A 16120-nucleotide genomic window follows, 5' to 3' on the forward strand; every position below is an offset into this window, starting at 1 on the left:
ACTCCATCTCCGCTCACACTATCTGATACAGACGAGCAGCTAGACACCTATCAGGTTACTTCGGGTAGTTCGAGTGCTATAGATGAAACAAATTCAGAAAACATCCTTATTGGCTATACCGTTGGTATTCCAGTGCCGCCAGGCTTATACCATCCTCGTTTTGATATCCAAGGCTGGCTAACCCACGAAGTAGAATATGGCAAAAGACTAGAAGAAGTCCAGCAAGCGTATGAGCAACTCAGTAAGGAAACTCAAGTTGTATTTCAGAAGCTGCATGATGAATGGCAAAGCAAGCCGGAAAATGAACGTGGGGACGAGCCTGTATATTCTTCTCCGGCATTTACGGCTCCAGTACGAAGAGACCCCACAACATTCTGGGGAGAAGGTCTAAGTGACGAAGCGATTCAGGAACTCACACAAAAAGCGGAGCAACAGCCAAGTGGGGAAGACCAATTGAAGCAGCGTATAGCCGATCTCGAAGTGACACTAACTCAGCTCATGCTTGGTAATACAGGGAAATAACCTGTACTGACTGCTAAATACAGCAGTAAAAAATTAAATAAAAGAGGTGAAGTCATAATCATGGCAGCTTTAACAGAGGCTCAATTGCGCATTTGTTCTCAAGCTTGTATTACCCGCTATGATCGAGGAGAGGGCGATATACCAACCATCCTTGGAAGCTATGTTTTAGATGTAAAGCAACGTGAACAAGTGATGAAATTTGTTTTATCCAATCGTTCTGATCTGGTACCGGGTAACGTAGATGATTCGTCATCTGCCGATCTTATAAACACACAGGCAGAAACGGTTAAATGGTATAACTCCATTTTCCGTAAAATAGGAACAAAGTAATCAATTTTCAGAAGGTAAGGTCAAGTAGCACACAAATTAAGCATAAACACAGATAAAAGTAACAGACACGCCTTCAAACAGAGCGGTTTTTTTGAATGCCCTTGAACAACCCAAGGGCATTCACTTTACACCTTGGTTCAAAAGGGGGGAACAAATATGCATGAAAAAATCGATCAGATTTGGCTGGGGTTTTCCACGGGGACCCTGATCGGTTATTTTTTCGGAGGGTGGACGACGATGCTGACGTTGTTGTTATGGATGGTCATTATCGACTTTTTCACCGGCTGGGCTGCAGCCTGGATTAACGGAGAATTAAAAAGTCGAGACGGCTATTACGGTATTTTTCGCAAGGTTACGGTTTTTTTGATGATTACAGTAGCTCATCTGATCGACGGTATTCTGGGGGATGCACATTACTTCCGGGATGCCGTCGTTTTCTTTTATTTGGCGAACGAGTTGCTGTCCATTATTGAAAATGTGGGCAGAATGGGAGTCCCGATGCCGGATATTTTGCGGAATGCGGTAGCTATTTTTGAATCCAAATCGAGTGTGGAGAAGAAAGAGCCGGCAGACCCTTCCAACAAAGGGGATAAAGCGTCATAAAGTGCCATCAACAACCAGTCAAAAGGGCGGTTACGAGGCCTTTTTTTGTCTGATTTTCGGCGTAAAGATGGAAAAGCCCGGACCATTTCAATAGTCCAAGCATATGGATAACAAAGACATAGATGGTACACAAGATCATGAATAGTAAATAAGGAGGGAGCGCCTTATGCAAAATCGCAGTCCTAATGCTGCTGAGGGCATTGACGTGTCCCGTTACCAGGGAACGATTGATTGGAAACGTGTACGTGCCGATGGCAAATCGTTTGCCTTTATTAAAGCGAGTCAAGGACAGACCTACGTCGATCCGACATTTGTCACGAATGCAAAAGGGGCAAGAGCAGCCGGGATTCTGCTGGGAGCTTACCATTTTGTTGATGCGACCAGTGTAAACGCAGCACAAGCGGAAGCAAGGCATTTCGCTGAGGTGCTGGATCAGGTAGGTGGCGCACAAGCGCTGGACTTTCCAGCGGTGATGGATTATGAAAACAATCCGGGCGGGCTTGGCTCAACGGCGATTCATGAGGTTGCGCTGGCATTTTTAACGGAGTTTGAACGGGTAAGTGGGCGCAAGCCGATGGTATATACGGGCAATGCCTTTGCTGCCCATTTTAAAGCTCCGCTCGGCAGCTATAAGCTGTGGATCGCGCGTTATAGCACGCGGGTGCCCAGTGATACCACGGCATGGAAGCACTGGGATTTCTGGCAATACAGCGATAGTGGACGGGTTGACGGGATTCAAGGACCTGTCGACCTGAATGTATACGCCGGAACAGAGGCCGAGCTACGTCAGGCATTTGCAGGAGAAGAGGAGGATGAGCCGATGACAGCAGAGGAAAAAGCGGCATTTCAGGCCTTGCAGCAGCAGGTCGCCGCGCTTGAAAATAGCAAAAATGTGCTCAAACAGACATTAAATGAACAGAGTGCATATATTAAAAAGGTAGACCAGCGAGTAGCTGAACTGGAGGCCCGTCAGGCTATGCCTGTACCGAGCTGGGCGAAGGAAGCCATGGCAGCCGCTGTAGCCTTGAATCCGGCAAGCCCGATTGTGGATGTGAAGCTGCCAAGCAGCTACGATTTTTATCGTTTACTTGTAGTGCTGAACCGTCTGGGTGTATTTAAAACAGCCAAATAATTTTTTTGATAAACTCATTCTCAGACGATCTCATTTTATATGAGCCAGGCTATACGCCTGAAACATAATAGACAGGCGGTTCAAGGCAACCGCCTGCCCTTATTGTAAAGTATGCTTGTGTAAGCTCGTTTGTAATATTAATTAACATGATGGTTAAAAACTTATCGTAATGTATAAAAACACCCTTGTATGCTTCCAAATTTTATAGTAAAGTATCCATTAATCAACTTTGTTTCAACATAATATTCACTGCTTGTGAGTATATGTCACACTTTCACCACGATCTAATATACCCCTCTTCGTTTGAATTACATCTACTCATTTACTCTAAGCATCTCAGCCAATAGATTATGAAAGCTTCTGTGCCCGTATTTTTCAACAAAAGCCTGTCCATAGAAACTACATACTTGCCCTGCTATTACACCTATTTGATGAACTCGGAACTTGGGACCACAGCTTGAGGACAAGCTTGTCATGCCAGCCCATAGGATTGGCCTCCATCCAGTATCAACGATTTAACAATATATAAGGTGTGAAAGGGGTTTGCTGCATGAGCAAAAAGTACGCAAAACACAAAATCTGGACTGTACTGCTGGTGCTTGCGCTGGGTGCTACTCTGGCGCTTTCCGGTTGTGGGGGATCAGGTGAAGGAGCGAAGCCAGAGGCAGGACAACCGCCGGGCGGAGCGGGAAAAGGTGTGCAGGATACGCTAATTTATGGGCGCGGTGGAGATTCCGTGGCCCTGGACCCTGCCATTGTGACTGAAAGTGAGTCGTTAAAAATCGGAATGCAAGTGTTCGACACACTGCTGGAATATAAGGAAAACACAACAGAGATTCAGCCGGGGCTCGCAGAGAGCTGGGAAATTTCACCGGACGGACTGGTCTATACATTCAAGCTGCGTCAGGGCGTAAAATTCCATGACGGAACTGACTTTAATGCAGAAGCGGTTGTATTTAACTTTGAGCGCTGGTCTGATCCCAAAAGTCCATACAAATTTGAAGGTGACTCGTTTGATTATTATGATTCAATGTTCGGACCTGAAGGAAGCAGGGTGATTAAGAAGGTCAAAGCGGTAGATACCAACACCGTCGAGTTTACATTGAACAAGCCGCAGGCGCCTTTTTTACAAAATATCGCTATGCCTTCCTTTAGTATTGCAAGTCCCAAGGCTATTCAGGAGAAAAAGGCTGATTTCAAGAGCAATCCAGTCGGCACGGGGCCCTTTGTATTTAAGGAATGGAAACGGAACGATACCATCACGCTGGAAAAAAATCCAAACTATTGGAAAGAGGGACAGCCGAAGCTGTCCAAGGTCATTGTTCGTTCCATACCTGACAATACCGCGCGATTTAATGCTCTGCAAAATGGAGAAATTGATCTGATGGAGGATTTGAATCCGGATGATGCGAAGCAGTTGGAAGGTAACAGTGAATTGGTGAAAATTGAACGCCCTTCCTTTAATGTGGCGTACATTGGCTTTAATTTAAAGAAAAAGACATTCGCTAATCCCAAGGTGCGGCAGGCGCTGAACCACGCGGTGAACAAGCAGGCCATCATTGATGCATTGTTTGCCGGGCAGGCCAAGCCTGCGGTTAATCCGATGCCACCTACGTTATGGGGATATAACGATAGCATTCAGGACTATGCCTATGATCTGAAGAAGGCCAAAGCTTTGCTGGCAGAAGCGGGTTACCCTAACGGGCTTCCTGAGCCGCTAACCTTCTATGCCATGCCTGTGTCTCGTCCGTACATGCCTGATGGCAAAAAGGTGGCAGAGGCCATTCAGGCCGATTTTGAAAAAATAGGTGTCAAAGTAAACATTCAATCCCCGGAATGGGCTACGTATCTGGATGATCTTAAGAGGGGAGAGAAGGACGATTTGTATATGCTGGGATGGAACGGGGACAATGGCGACCCGGATAACTTCCTGTACACATTGCTGGACAAGGATACGATTCCAGGCAATAACCGCAGTTTTTATGTGAACGAGGAACTTCACAAAATATTGGTGAAGGCGCAGGTTGAGGTCGATCAGGGTAAGCGTGCGGAACTGTATAAACAAGCACAAGAGATTATTAAAGAGGATGCGCCGTGGATTCCACTGGTACACAGCATACCGCTAATGGCGGGCAAAGCGAACCTCAAGGGGTTTGTACCTTCTCCAGCAGGTATTGAGTCGTACGGAAATATTTATTTTGAATAGTCCAAACGCAGGCAGGCGGTGAATCTGATATGAATGCATATATTGTCAAACGACTGGCCGTGTTGATTCCTGTATTGCTGGGCATGACCCTCATCGTATTTTCAATTATTCATGCTATTCCGGGTGATCCTGCGGAAACCATACTGGGAGACAAGGCCACAGAACAGTCCAAACAGGCGCTGCGCGAGCAGCTGGGGCTGAATAAGCCATGGCTCCAGCAATATGGAACCTATCTGAGCGAGCTGGCACATGGAGATTTGGGAGATTCCATCCGCACCAGACAGCCGATTGCCCGGGAAATGGTTCCTTATCTGGCGGCTACCCTGGAGCTGACGGTGGCGAGTATGTTTTTTGCCGTTGTGGTCGGGATGAATGCGGGCATCGTGAGCGCCTGGAAGCGAAATTCCTGGTTCGACTATGTCAGCATGGTCATAGCGCTTGTCGGGGTGTCGATGCCGATTTTTTGGTTAGGCTTGATGGAGCAGTGGATATTTGCAAATAAGCTGCATTGGCTTCCTTCCATCGGACGCATGAATTCCCGTGATCCGGTGGAGGCTGTGACGCATTTGGCGATTGTTGATGCGATCATAGGGGGACGTATGGATCAGGTGTGGACCGTCATCAAGCATTTGATTCTGCCGAGTATTGCACTGGGAACCATCCCGATGGCGGTTATTGCCCGTATTACCCGTTCCAGCATGCTGGAGGTTATGGATGCGGACTATATCCGCACGGCTCGGGCGAAGGGGCTGGCATCTTTTCAAGTGGTGTACAAGCACGCACTTAAAAATGCCGCCATTCCCGTACTTACCGTCATCGGTCTTCAAACTGGCTCGCTACTGGGCGGTGCGGTGCTGACGGAAACTATTTTTGCATGGCCCGGCATCGGACGGTATATTTTTGAAGCGATCAGCTCGCGTGACTATCCGGTGATTCAAAGCGGAATTTTGATCATTGCGTTTCTGTTCGTCATCATCAATCTGATTGTCGATTTGCTGTACGCGGTTCTTGACCGACGTATCCATTACCAGTAATCAAGTCGTCAATTGCTCAAAGGGGAGCTTGTCCGATGTCACAATTTTCGTTGGAACCCAACAACTTATCGACGACACGCACGGTATTGACAACTTCGCCCGTCGTGTCCGGTCCTTGGAGAGACGCATGGAGGGCATTTCAGCATAATAAAATGGCGTTCGTCGGCCTGAGTATTATTGTCTTCTTTATTATTATCGCTTTGATCGCACCGTGGATTGCTCCTTTTGATTATAAAGAGCAAAACCTGGTTAGCCGCTTGCAGTCTCCTTCGGCAGAGCATTGGTTTGGCACGGACGATCTCGGTCGAGATTTGCTGAGCCGTACGCTGTACGGGGCCAGAATTTCGTTGTGGGTCGGCTTTCTGTCCGTTATCGGATCAATGATCGTCGGGACAGCTTTAGGTCTAATCGCAGGATTCTATGGGAAATGGGCAGACATGATCATTTCGCGGCTGTTCGACATTTTACTGGCATTTCCGGGGATTTTGCTGGCCATAGCTATTGTGTCCATTTTAGGGCCTTCACTGGAAAATGCGCTTTACGCCATTGCGATCGTAAATGTACCAACATATGGACGATTGGTTCGCTCCAAGGTGCTCAGTGTCAAAACGGAGGAATATATTACGTCAGCCAGAGCGCTTGGGGCGAACAGTGCACGTATTATACTGCGTTATATTTTGCCTAATAGCCTGACGCCCATCATCGTGCAGGGAACATTGGGTATAGGGACAGCGATCATTGAAGCAGCAGCGCTTGGCTTTCTCGGCTTGGGCGCACAACCTCCTGAACCGGAGTGGGGCAAAATGTTGTCTGATTCGCGCCAATTTATCCAGAATGCGCCGTGGACAGTTATTTTCCCGGGAATATCCATTATGCTGACCGTATTGGGCTTTAACCTGATGGGTGACGGGCTGCAGGATGTGCTCGCTCCAAGGGCGAAGCGTTAGGGCAGACATGGGGAGGTATATAAACTGAACTTAAGAGTTACTTTTAACGAGTTACTTTTAGCACCATTGCATATTTTTTAAGTTTTACTTATATACTTCAATTTAAATACAAGAAAAGAGGTGTTCCCTGAATCTAATGGCGGGGGAACACCTTTTTTGTATGATATTTCTCATGTTAGAGTAGAATTGAATAAGTACATAGAAAACGGAGCAGGCGGAATGGTGTTGTACAAGCGAAGCGGTGGCGATGGGAAGCACCATCCGACTGCGGAGTTGCGCTAAAAGCAACTTTTACAGCTAAAAGGCATGTAAGCTTTCCTGCAACGTGAAAAAAATGTATAATCACTCCAATTGAGTACGTAGGGAGTGAGCTTTATGACATGGCAAAACAAAAGAGAGCATCGGCAATTTGCGGAACAGACACGAAGCGACGCTTCGCGGGCAGCGTATGAACGGGATTACTCCCGATTAATCCATTCACCAACCTTTCGTCGGCTACAGGGCAAATCACAGGTATTTGGTGCAGGCACGGGCGATTATTACCGCACACGCTTGACGCATTCTCTGGAGGTAGCACAAATTGCGCGCGAAGCAGCACGCAGCTTGCTGCGCCGCCATCCTGAGGTAGAGTTGGAGCAGGCGGATAACGCCGGACTCATCATTGACTCCGAAGTGGTGGAATGTGCTTCGATTGCGCATGATTTTGGGCATCCGCCCTTCGGGCATAAGGGCGAAGAGGTGCTGGACGGGATTTTGGATCAGCTGATTGAGACGAAGGTGGAAAAAATAGCCGTTGCAGGAGGCTTCGCACCGGAGTCCAAGCAGGGGCTGCAAGCATATGCGCGCGAGCGCCAAATCTATGAGCATTTTGAAGGGAACGCACACAATTTTCGCCTAATTATGTTTTTGGAAAAGCGGGAGAATGTGGACGGGCTGAATTTGTCGGACGCTGTATTATTGGGGATTAACAAGTACCCGTATCCGGGGATATTGAATAAAAAAGGGATGTACCTGCATGAGTGGGAATACATTCGTTCCATTCGCCAGGATTGGGGAATCCCGGACGGTAAAAAAACGCTGGAAGCCCAGCTGATGGACCTGTGTGACGATATTGCTTATTCCGCGCATGATCTGGAGGATGGGATTAAGGCAGGCAAAATTGAGGTGCACGAGCATTTTTTATACGATCCGTATTTGATCCGTCTGATTACGGAGAAAATCACTACTTTAGACGATAGTTTCTGGCAAGGCTGGCAGCTGGCTGAGATTGAGCAGAAGGTGGCAGCTGTGCTGAGCGAGTTTTTGAAGGTATGGAATGGCAAGATGCCGATATGTGAACACGATTATTCCCGCACACGTCGAGAAGTAAAGGCATATTGGGTCAGCTTGTTTGTCAGCAGTCTGGGTGTAATTGATGACGATAATTGGAAAAAGGTGACCTTTGTGCGGGAAGGAAGCGAGGATTTGGATATGCTCCGTACGGTGAGTGTGTTGAAAAGCTTTGCCTGGGTCACGATGATTCGCGATCTGCGCGTACAGCGGCTGCAAAAACGAAGTGAATGGATGCTCAGACGGCTATGGTTGGCGTTTCTGGACCCTGAGACGTCCAAGTCCATTATTCCGACCGACTGGCTCCAGCGCTATGAGCGCGACCAGGCCAAGGCGAAACCGATTTGGACATGGGAGCATATGGTCATAGACTATATTGCAGGCATGACCGACGCTTTTGCTGAAAAAATCTATAATGAGTTATATGGCCTGAAGGTGGGTTCCATTTACGATCTGGACTGACCTTTAATTTACCCCTATATAGTAGAAGGAACTGGTTTGTAATGGGTAGCAGGGAGGGAGGAATGTCTATGCAATCTCAAACTTTATCTATAAAATCGTTGAATCTCGGTGTGCTCGATATGGTGCCGTTGCTGCCCGGCAACCGTCCCGAGCAGGCGGTTCAACGAGCTGGTGAACTGGCGAGACAGGCAGAAGCTTGGGGGTATACACGCTATTGGACCTCAGAGCACCATGATATAGAGGGGCTGGCTTCCTCCAGCCCGGAAGTGCTGCTGTCGCATATCGGGGCGGTGACGAACACAATCCAACTGGGTGCGGGTGCTATTTTGCTCCCGCATTATAGTCCAGTCAAGGTTGCGGAATGGTTCCACCTGCTGGCTGCTCTATATCCGGGCAGGATCGAGCTGGGCCTTGGGAGAGCGCCGGGTGGAGGACCTCATGCTTCGATGGCATTGAGCGGCAACTTTCTTCAGCATGTGGCAGAGCTGCCACAGAAGATGGAAGCTCTGCTGGCTTTGCTGGAAGGCACCTATGCGTATGAGCAGGCGCCTGTGTTTGCCCGGCCGATGCCTGAGCAGCCGCCAGCACTGTGGATGCTGGGTACGAATCGTAAAAGCGCCGAATATGCCGCCCGGTATTCAACGGGCTATGTGTTCGGTCAATTTATGAGTGAGCAGCAAACGGTAGACATGCTGAACATTTACCGTTCCGGCTTTCAGCCGTCCAAACGTATGGATAAGCCACGTACCATGGTTGCTGTAGGGGCGGTATGTGCCTCGACGAATGAACAGGCGCAGCAATAGGCTTCCCAGATTTCATTGGGTGATCCAGCGATGCGAGCGAGTTGGCTGGTGGGAACGCCATCGGATATTGTCGAACGCCTGCATAGTCTGCAGGTTGAATACGATAATGATGAGTTCCTGTTGGTCACACCGATTCCTGATTATGAACAACGGCTTGACCCCTACCGACTTATAGCAGAGGCCGTACATGCTAGTTGTCATTCTAAATGAAAAGAGATCTTACATGAACAAATATGAAATGAATACGAAAGAAACGAAACTCGAAACGAAACCAAAGTACATATATACCTATGCTTGTCATGAAACGGAGCGAGAGCTTTGTCTTCTGGAATTAAAATGCTTGTTCGGTCAGCCGCCTGTGCATGACTCCATTCTGTTGTCTCAAAGACGACTGGAGCCGGGGACCAGCCCATTTATCCATCTCCGGCTGGATATAGCCGTGGATGCAGGTTCGCTCGAAGAGCTATGCGAAGTAGTCTCCACGCTGCAGCTAGAAGAGGGAAAAACCTTCAAGGTACTGTGTCTCAAGGAAGGAGACAACGAAGCCGACTATGACGAGCGGCGCAGGATCGAACGCCGGATTGGTGCACGTATTCAGGGACAGGCGCAAATGAAGGAACCGGATATCACTTTGGGTGTGATCAGGGCAGGACAACGGTGGCTCCTGGGCCAATGCGTGTATAGTGACCGTTCCTGGCTGGAGCGCCGCCAGAAACCGCAGAACTATTCTACGGGATTGCCGGTGTTCGTAGCCAAGGCACTTGTTAATTTGGCAGTTGGTCATGCAGCTGTGCATGAGGCAGATGCTGACAGACTGAAGCTGCTGGACCCGTGCTGCGGCATGGGCAATGTGATGATTGAAGCATTAAGCATGGGGAAACATATTCGTGGTTATGATATCAACCCGTTGGCGGTACGGGGAGCACGCGTCAATTTATGTCATTTTGGCTATGAAGAGAATCTGGTGAAGCTCGGGGATATGAATATGCTGGAGGGCACATACGATGCGGCGATACTAGATATGCCCTATAACTTGTGCTCCGTGCTCCCTGCTGATGAACAAAAGCAGATGCTGCGCAGCTTAAGACGTCTGGCCGCAAGAGCGGTGATTGTGAGCACGGAGCCGATGGAAGTATTGCTATCCGAGTCAGGTTGGACCCTTACGGAGCAATGCAGCATACGCAAGACAGGTATGGTCCGGGAAATATGGGTCTGTGAGTAATGTTGTTTTGTTAATACTGAGCTTTGTAGTTTACCAGATTCAGCGGCGGCCCCTGCTTAGCGGCATAGGCTTTCAAGTTGGTAAGGAAAATATCTACCGCCCGTTCAGCGTACCGATCCGTGTCACCTGCAATATGCGGTGTGATCAGAACATGGTCCAGGCTCCATAATGGATGCGACGCGGGCAGCGGTTCTTCCTCGAATACGTCCAGTCCGGCAAAGGCAATATGCTTTTGTTCCAGTGAGCGTACAAGCGCATCCGTATGGACGGTGCCGCCACGGCCTACATTAATGAAGAAAGCTCCCTTACGCATGGCTGCAAACGCTTTTTCGTCAAAGAAGTGACGGGTTTCCTCCGTGAATGGCAAAATGTTCACCACGATATCCGCAGCTCCCAACGCATCATGTAATCGTTCATTTGTGTACATACGCTCTACATGTGGAGCTTCCTTGCCGGAACGCCGGACCCCGATCACCCGCATGCCAAAGGCTTGTGCAAGCCGGGCCGTTTCACGGCCAATTTCGCCAACACCTGTAATCAGCAGTGTTTTACCACGTAATTCCGTCAGTTGACCTTCCGGTTGCTGCCATGTTTTCTGACGCTGCAAGATAGCTGCTTGCTGTAAATAACGTGTATGCGACAGCAGCATGCCGAAAATCTGCTCCGTTATCGGAATTGCATGTACACCACTTGTATTCGTAAGTAAAATATTACGCTTTTCCAGCTCGGTAAGAGGCAGCTTGTCAATTCCCGCCGACCAGGTTTGTATCCACTTCAGCTTGCTGCCCGGATGCAGTGCCTCCTCGGCAATATGCTTGGACCAGCCTAAAATAACCTCGGCCTGCCGGATCTGTTCAGCCTCCAACTGCTGGGCTTTGCCAATGGTCAACCCGTAGCCCGGAGCTGCTGCCCGAACTTGTTTTTCTTGTTCTTCGGTTAGCTGGTGTAAACTTAAGATGTTTCCCATGATTCATAGCCTCCTCGACTTTTGATTGAGCTTGAAGCTTCCAATATCTTCTGCGAACCATTCTTTCAAGGATAACAGATTGTCGGAAAAATTGCATAAAGAGGGGGAGAAACAAGCTTTCCGTGTCACTATAAATAACAAGAAATGGCTTTACCCAAATATAGGACACCCCAAACAGCAACTTGTCGGGATACATACAAAAAAAGGAGCTCGAAGCGGATGGAGAACGATAAATTATCAAACAGACCTATATCACCAAAAACGCAGGCACAAAGACTTTTTACGGCTATTGCCCTTCCAGATGGGCATAAGCAGAAGCTGCGTCAATGGGCGGAGCAGGATTTGGAAGAACTGCCCTTTCGAAAATGGAGTGATTTCAGAGACTACCACGTGACACTTCAGTTTTTGGGTGATGTAGCGACTTCGGATATACCTAAGCTGGAGCAGGCCTTAGTTCAAGCTGCAGCCGAGCATGCCCCGTTCATGCTCGGGATTGGAGAAGCAGGCTTTTTTGGCCGAGAACAATTTCCACGTGTATTGTGGAGGGGAGTTACCGGACAGCGAGAGTCACTGGATCAGTTGTATCATTCCATACTTCGAGCTACCGAGCCGCTCGGCTTTAAACCCGAGGAACGACCTTATCGGCCCCATATTACCGTAGCGCGTTCATACACAGGAAAGGAGCCCGTTCCGGTGTCAGTTTGGCAGCCAAATGACCGGATTGCCGAGCCGTGGGAAGTGGGGGAATTTGTATTATATGCAACCCGAATGGGGCAAAAACCAATGTACCAAATAATACAAACCTTCCCATTATTAAGGTGAAACCCTTGATCTATCAGCGAATTTAGTGATATAGTGTTTCAGCGTTATTCAAAAAGCGCATTTTAGGTTACATATCTGAGGAATGTGCTTAAAGTTAACGGGAGGAACATTATGGAAATTGTTAAAGAATATCGTTGGTTTGCACCTCTTTTGAGTGTGCTGCTTGTTTGTATATTGGGGATAGGCCTCTACGCTGAGGTTCAGCAAACACAGAAAAATCATAAAAATGCACCTATGCAATCTCTGAGCTGGTCAGGGAACTCTTCGACTCCTTCACATGGCGACAGGATGGGGACCCATTACGGGTCAAACAGGACAAGTCCCATCTTTATCGCTGCTCACGGGCAGCCAAGCTGGAAAGATATCATGCCGACTCCGTTGCCTGCTTCTCAGATGAAGCAAATGGAACAAGCACGCAATAATGTTGCCACAGGCAAGAAAAAGCTTGAAGTCCAGCACAGCAAGTCCGCAATCCTAACCCCTCCTACAACCATCTACTTTACGAAGACAAAAATGCTCACTCAGGATGACAAGGCGTTGTCTACCTGGAGCTATGTTGTCTCCGCTAAAGAACTGCTACTGCTGCAAAAAATAGTGATGGCAGAAGCAGAAGGCGAACCGTACGAAGGCAAAGTGGCAGTTGCCAACGTTGTCTTAAACCGGCTGCGGTCAGCCTCATTTCCCGATACAATTCAGGCAGTCATTTATCAAAAAGCGCAATTTAGTCCGGTTGCGAACGGGCGTCTTCGTCGTGTCCAACCGAACCAGGACAGCATCCGTGCGGTTAACGCAGCTTTGAACAGCCATAAAGCCGTGCCTGATAACACCTGTTTTTTCCTGTCGCTTACGTTGGCTCAGGACCTTACGGTTCATCATTCGCGGACCAAGGTGAAAACAATCGGACATCATACCTTTTATAAATAAAGGCAGTCTTCTACAAATAACAGCCCTTTCTAAACAACAGGGTCCAGCTTTGTGGGCGTATTTTGCGTAGAGGTGAAGCTTGCATGCAAAAAGTGGTATAATGGATAAAGGAAAGTAACCTAAATAATGAAAGTGACAATGGAGGCGCAGACGATATGAAAATCACCTATTACGGACATTCAGTTGTTCTAGTGGAAGAAGAGGGAAAGCGGATTATTATTGATCCTTTTTTGACCGGTAATCCAAAGGCAACCATACAAGCTGAAGATATTCATGTGGATGCGGTGCTTTTGACACATGGTCATGCCGATCATTTTGGAGATGCTGTTGAAATTGCCAAGCGCAATGATTGCCCTGTGATTGCGGTGGCGGAGCTGGCTGACTATTGTTCATCCCTGGGGGCCAAGGCGCATGGTATGAACCTTGGCGGTGGTCACCAATTTGACGGCTTCCATGTAAAATTCACGCTTGCGTTCCACAGCTCCTCTTTGAACGTGGACGGACAAGCGATATATATGGGAGAGCCAGCAGGAATTTTATTGACCATGGGAGGCAAAACATTTTTCCATGCAGGGGACACCGGCTTGTTTGGCGATATGCGTCTTATTGGAGAAACCAACTCCATTGACGCTGCGGTATTGCCTATTGGAGATGGGTATACGATGGGACCGGAGGACGCCTTGCTGGCAGCAAAATGGTTGCGTGCAAGCCGCGTGATACCAGTGCATTACAATACATTCCCGGTGATTGAGCAGGACGGAGACGCCTTCTGTGACCGTCTGCACAAAGAAGGAATTGAAGGGAAAGCCTTAAAGCCCGGTGAAAGTCTCGAATTTTAATTCGCATCGACTGAGTTCCTAGCATACGTCTGATGGTCAGCATCTCTATCAGATATCCTTCGTCAGCCTTTTCTGTTCCCTGGTGGAATGGAAGAGGCTGATTTTTTTAAAAAAATGAATATTTATACATAAAAATGATATCTTCTTGCATTGATACGTTGATGCTGTAATGTAAAAGATTTATTATCACAATTATAAAAACTTTGAATTGCTAACATGGTAGGTCAATGATAAAATGATAGAACTAATTAGATTCATCAGTGGAATCGACGTATTTTTCAAGTCAAGCCATTGCATAATTATTGAAAAGCATGTGCATTCGGCGGACCGTACCGCCTTGAATACGTCATATGTTTTGTCCCCCAATCCTCGTTGTTGTTCTTTGATTTACCTCTTGTTGCCACTGTCTTCTATTCGGCCGCCTGTATTTCAGGCCAGCATGACTTTATAACAGAAAGGTTGCGTTCCATGAGACAGACAGGTTTACCACCCAAACAGGGACTATATGATCCCCAATTCGAAAAAGACGCCTGCGGCATGGGCTTTGTTGCCCACATCAAGGGAAAACCATCGCACGATATTGTAAGTCAGGCTTTGACCATGCTCGTCAATATGGAGCATCGGGGCGGCCAGGGAAGTGAACCAAACTCCGGTGATGGAGCGGGGATTATGATTCAGGTGCCCCATCTGTTTTTTCAAGAGGAAGCGGAGCGATTGGGCTTCAAGCTGCCTAAGGCCGGACATTACGGCGTAGGTATGCTTTTTGTATCCAATGATCCAGAGGTCCGTGAGGCACATGAGCAGAAGCTAAGAGAGATTATCGTGGACGAAGGCCAAAATTGTTTGGGCTTCCGCGATGTACCGACTTATGACGAAATGCTGGGCAAATCGGCAAAAGCGGCTAAACCGGGCGTGCGTCAGGTGTTCATCGGCCGCAGTAGCGATTTGAAGGAAGAGCTGGATTTTGAACGGAAGCTGTATATCATTCGTAAGCGTGCAGAGCTTGCTATTCGTTATAACCAAGAGGAGCAGAACGGCGAATCGTTCTATATTCCGAGTTTGTCATGCCGCAAGGTTGTATACAAGGGAATGCTGACAACCGAGCAGGTAGGCAAATTTTATTTGGATTTGCAGGATGAGCGGGTGACATCGGCGATTGCGCTGATCCATTCCCGATTTAGTACGAATACGTTCCCGAGCTGGGATCGTGCGCATCCATACCGTTTTATGATTCACAACGGTGAAATTAACACCATGCGCGGCAACGTGAACTGGATGCATGCGCGTCAGGCACAGTTTGAAAGTGAAGCGTTTGGCGAAGACATCGCGAAGGTAAAACCAGTCATTAACCCGGATGGTTCAGATACAGCCATGTTTGATAACACACTGGAGTTTTTGTATCTGAGCGGACGTTCCTTGCCGCATGTAGCTATGATGATGGTGCCGGAGCCTTGGAACAAGCATGAGACGATGGACCCGAAAAAGCGGGCATTCTATGAATATCACAGTACCATGATGGAGCCGTGGGACGGCCCGGCTGCGATGGCGTTTACGGACGGTATCCAAATCGGGGCGATTCTGGATCGTAACGGCCTGCGTCCTGCGCGTTACTATGTGACCAAAGACGATCTGATTGCACTGTCCTCAGAGGCGGGTGTACTGGATATCGCTCCTGAAAATGTGCTGTATAAGGATCGTCTACGTCCGGGCCGGATGCTGCTGGTGGATACCCAGGAAGGCCGCATCGTTTCTGATGAAGAGCTGAAAGAACGCATCGCCTCCGAGGAGCCTTATCAGCAATGGCTGGATGAGCACTTGGTTGATCTGGATGAACTGCCGGAGGCATTGGAGCATCCAGAGCCGAAACACGAAAATGTTAATCAGCTTCAGCTTGCTTTTGGATATACGTTTGAAGAACTGCGCAAGATTCTGGAGCCAATGGCGCTCACAGGAGCAGAGCCGATCGGCTCCCTGGGGG

General features: G+C 48.3%; 14 protein-coding genes and 2 pseudogenes. 15 read left to right on the forward strand and 1 reads right to left on the reverse strand.

The features are described 5' to 3' along the window. The 11 genes and pseudogenes from L693_RS30845 to L693_RS0125830 all read left to right on the forward strand — a co-directional run. Positions 1-522 (forward strand): hypothetical protein (locus L693_RS30845; protein ID WP_025721163.1); only part of this gene is annotated, 522 nt, incomplete at its 5' end. 60 nt (positions 523-582) lie between these two features. After that, positions 583-852, forward strand: a complete 270-nt coding sequence (locus tag L693_RS0125790; protein ID WP_025721164.1) for a hypothetical protein — start codon at positions 583-585, stop codon at positions 850-852. Between the two features lie 156 nt (positions 853-1008). Next, a complete protein-coding gene (locus L693_RS0125795) occupies positions 1009-1455 on the forward strand; it encodes a phage holin family protein (protein WP_025721166.1) in 447 nt (148 codons plus the stop codon). Between the two features lie 166 nt (positions 1456-1621). Then, positions 1622-2587 carry a glycoside hydrolase family 25 protein gene (locus L693_RS0125800; RefSeq protein WP_025721169.1) on the forward strand — a complete coding sequence of 322 codons (966 nt, stop codon included), beginning with the start codon at positions 1622-1624 and terminating at the stop codon, positions 2585-2587. 550 nt (positions 2588-3137) lie between these two features. After that, the gene (locus L693_RS0125805) at positions 3138-4793 is read left to right on the forward strand and encodes an ABC transporter substrate-binding protein (RefSeq protein ID WP_025721171.1); all 1656 of its coding nucleotides are present in this window, start codon (positions 3138-3140) and stop codon (positions 4791-4793) included. Between the two features lie 29 nt (positions 4794-4822). Next, the gene (locus L693_RS0125810) at positions 4823-5827 is read left to right on the forward strand and encodes an ABC transporter permease (protein WP_025721173.1); all 1005 of its coding nucleotides are present in this window, start codon (positions 4823-4825) and stop codon (positions 5825-5827) included. Positions 5828-5862: 35 nt separating this feature from the next. Continuing rightward, a complete protein-coding gene (gene nikC / locus L693_RS0125815) occupies positions 5863-6774 on the forward strand; it encodes a nickel transporter permease (RefSeq protein WP_025721175.1) in 912 nt (303 codons plus the stop codon). Between the two features lie 156 nt (positions 6775-6930). Then, positions 6931-7056, forward strand: a complete 126-nt coding sequence (locus L693_RS32030) for a hypothetical protein (RefSeq protein ID WP_269320867.1) — start codon at positions 6931-6933, stop codon at positions 7054-7056. Positions 7057-7149: 93 nt separating this feature from the next. Further along, a complete protein-coding gene (locus L693_RS0125820; RefSeq protein ID WP_025721176.1) occupies positions 7150-8565 on the forward strand; it encodes a deoxyguanosinetriphosphate triphosphohydrolase family protein in 1416 nt (471 codons plus the stop codon). A 68-nt stretch (positions 8566-8633) separates the two neighbouring features. After that, positions 8634-9578: pseudogene (locus L693_RS0125825) on the forward strand (MsnO8 family LLM class oxidoreductase). 13 nt (positions 9579-9591) lie between these two features. Continuing rightward, positions 9592-10590, forward strand: coding sequence for a TRM11 family SAM-dependent methyltransferase (locus L693_RS0125830; RefSeq protein ID WP_025721178.1), 999 nt, complete (start codon positions 9592-9594; stop codon positions 10588-10590). A gap of 10 nt (positions 10591-10600) precedes the next feature. Here the strand turns inward: L693_RS0125830 and L693_RS0125835 are convergent, their stop codons facing one another. Then, positions 10601-11557, reverse strand: coding sequence for a D-2-hydroxyacid dehydrogenase (locus L693_RS0125835; RefSeq protein WP_025721180.1), 957 nt, complete (start codon positions 11555-11557; stop codon positions 10601-10603). Between the two features lie 219 nt (positions 11558-11776). Here L693_RS0125835 and thpR point away from each other — a divergent pair, with 219 nt between their 5' ends. The 4 genes and pseudogenes from thpR to L693_RS0125855 all read left to right on the forward strand — a co-directional run. Then, positions 11777-12379, forward strand: a complete 603-nt coding sequence (gene thpR, locus L693_RS0125840; protein WP_025721181.1) for an RNA 2',3'-cyclic phosphodiesterase — start codon at positions 11777-11779, stop codon at positions 12377-12379. A gap of 111 nt (positions 12380-12490) precedes the next feature. Further along, the gene (locus tag L693_RS0125845) at positions 12491-13303 is read left to right on the forward strand and encodes a cell wall hydrolase (RefSeq protein ID WP_025721183.1); all 813 of its coding nucleotides are present in this window, start codon (positions 12491-12493) and stop codon (positions 13301-13303) included. A gap of 155 nt (positions 13304-13458) precedes the next feature. Next, positions 13459-14142 (forward strand): metal-dependent hydrolase, encoded by a 684-nt coding sequence (locus L693_RS0125850; RefSeq protein WP_025721185.1) that lies wholly within the window; start codon positions 13459-13461, stop codon positions 14140-14142. A 468-nt stretch (positions 14143-14610) separates the two neighbouring features. Continuing rightward, positions 14611-16120, forward strand: a pseudogene (locus L693_RS0125855) (glutamate synthase subunit alpha); the annotation flags it as partial.

Source organism: Paenibacillus sp. 1-18, assembly GCF_000520755.1.
GTDB lineage: Bacteria > Bacillota > Bacilli > Paenibacillales > Paenibacillaceae > Paenibacillus > Paenibacillus brasilensis.

What these genes read in the sequence shown, in the direction of transcription:
- L693_RS0125800 (WP_025721169.1), top strand. Translation starts at nt 1,622, where the DNA reads ATGCAAAATCGCAGTCCTAATGCTGCTGAGGGCATTGACGTGTCCCGT.
- L693_RS0125835 (WP_025721180.1), bottom strand. Translation starts at nt 11,557, where the DNA reads ATGGGAAACATCTTAAGTTTACACCAGCTAACCGAAGAACAAGAAAAA.
- L693_RS0125830 (WP_025721178.1), top strand. Translation starts at nt 9,592, where the DNA reads ATGAACAAATATGAAATGAATACGAAAGAAACGAAACTCGAAACGAAA.
- nikC (WP_025721175.1), top strand. Translation starts at nt 5,863, where the DNA reads ATGTCACAATTTTCGTTGGAACCCAACAACTTATCGACGACACGCACG.
- L693_RS0125850 (WP_025721185.1), top strand. Translation starts at nt 13,459, where the DNA reads ATGAAAATCACCTATTACGGACATTCAGTTGTTCTAGTGGAAGAAGAG.
- L693_RS0125805 (WP_025721171.1), top strand. Translation starts at nt 3,138, where the DNA reads ATGAGCAAAAAGTACGCAAAACACAAAATCTGGACTGTACTGCTGGTG.
- L693_RS0125810 (WP_025721173.1), top strand. Translation starts at nt 4,823, where the DNA reads ATGAATGCATATATTGTCAAACGACTGGCCGTGTTGATTCCTGTATTG.
- L693_RS0125820 (WP_025721176.1), top strand. Translation starts at nt 7,150, where the DNA reads ATGACATGGCAAAACAAAAGAGAGCATCGGCAATTTGCGGAACAGACA.
- L693_RS0125790 (WP_025721164.1), top strand. Translation starts at nt 583, where the DNA reads ATGGCAGCTTTAACAGAGGCTCAATTGCGCATTTGTTCTCAAGCTTGT.
- L693_RS0125845 (WP_025721183.1), top strand. Translation starts at nt 12,491, where the DNA reads ATGGAAATTGTTAAAGAATATCGTTGGTTTGCACCTCTTTTGAGTGTG.
- L693_RS0125795 (WP_025721166.1), top strand. Translation starts at nt 1,009, where the DNA reads ATGCATGAAAAAATCGATCAGATTTGGCTGGGGTTTTCCACGGGGACC.
- thpR (WP_025721181.1), top strand. Translation starts at nt 11,777, where the DNA reads ATGGAGAACGATAAATTATCAAACAGACCTATATCACCAAAAACGCAG.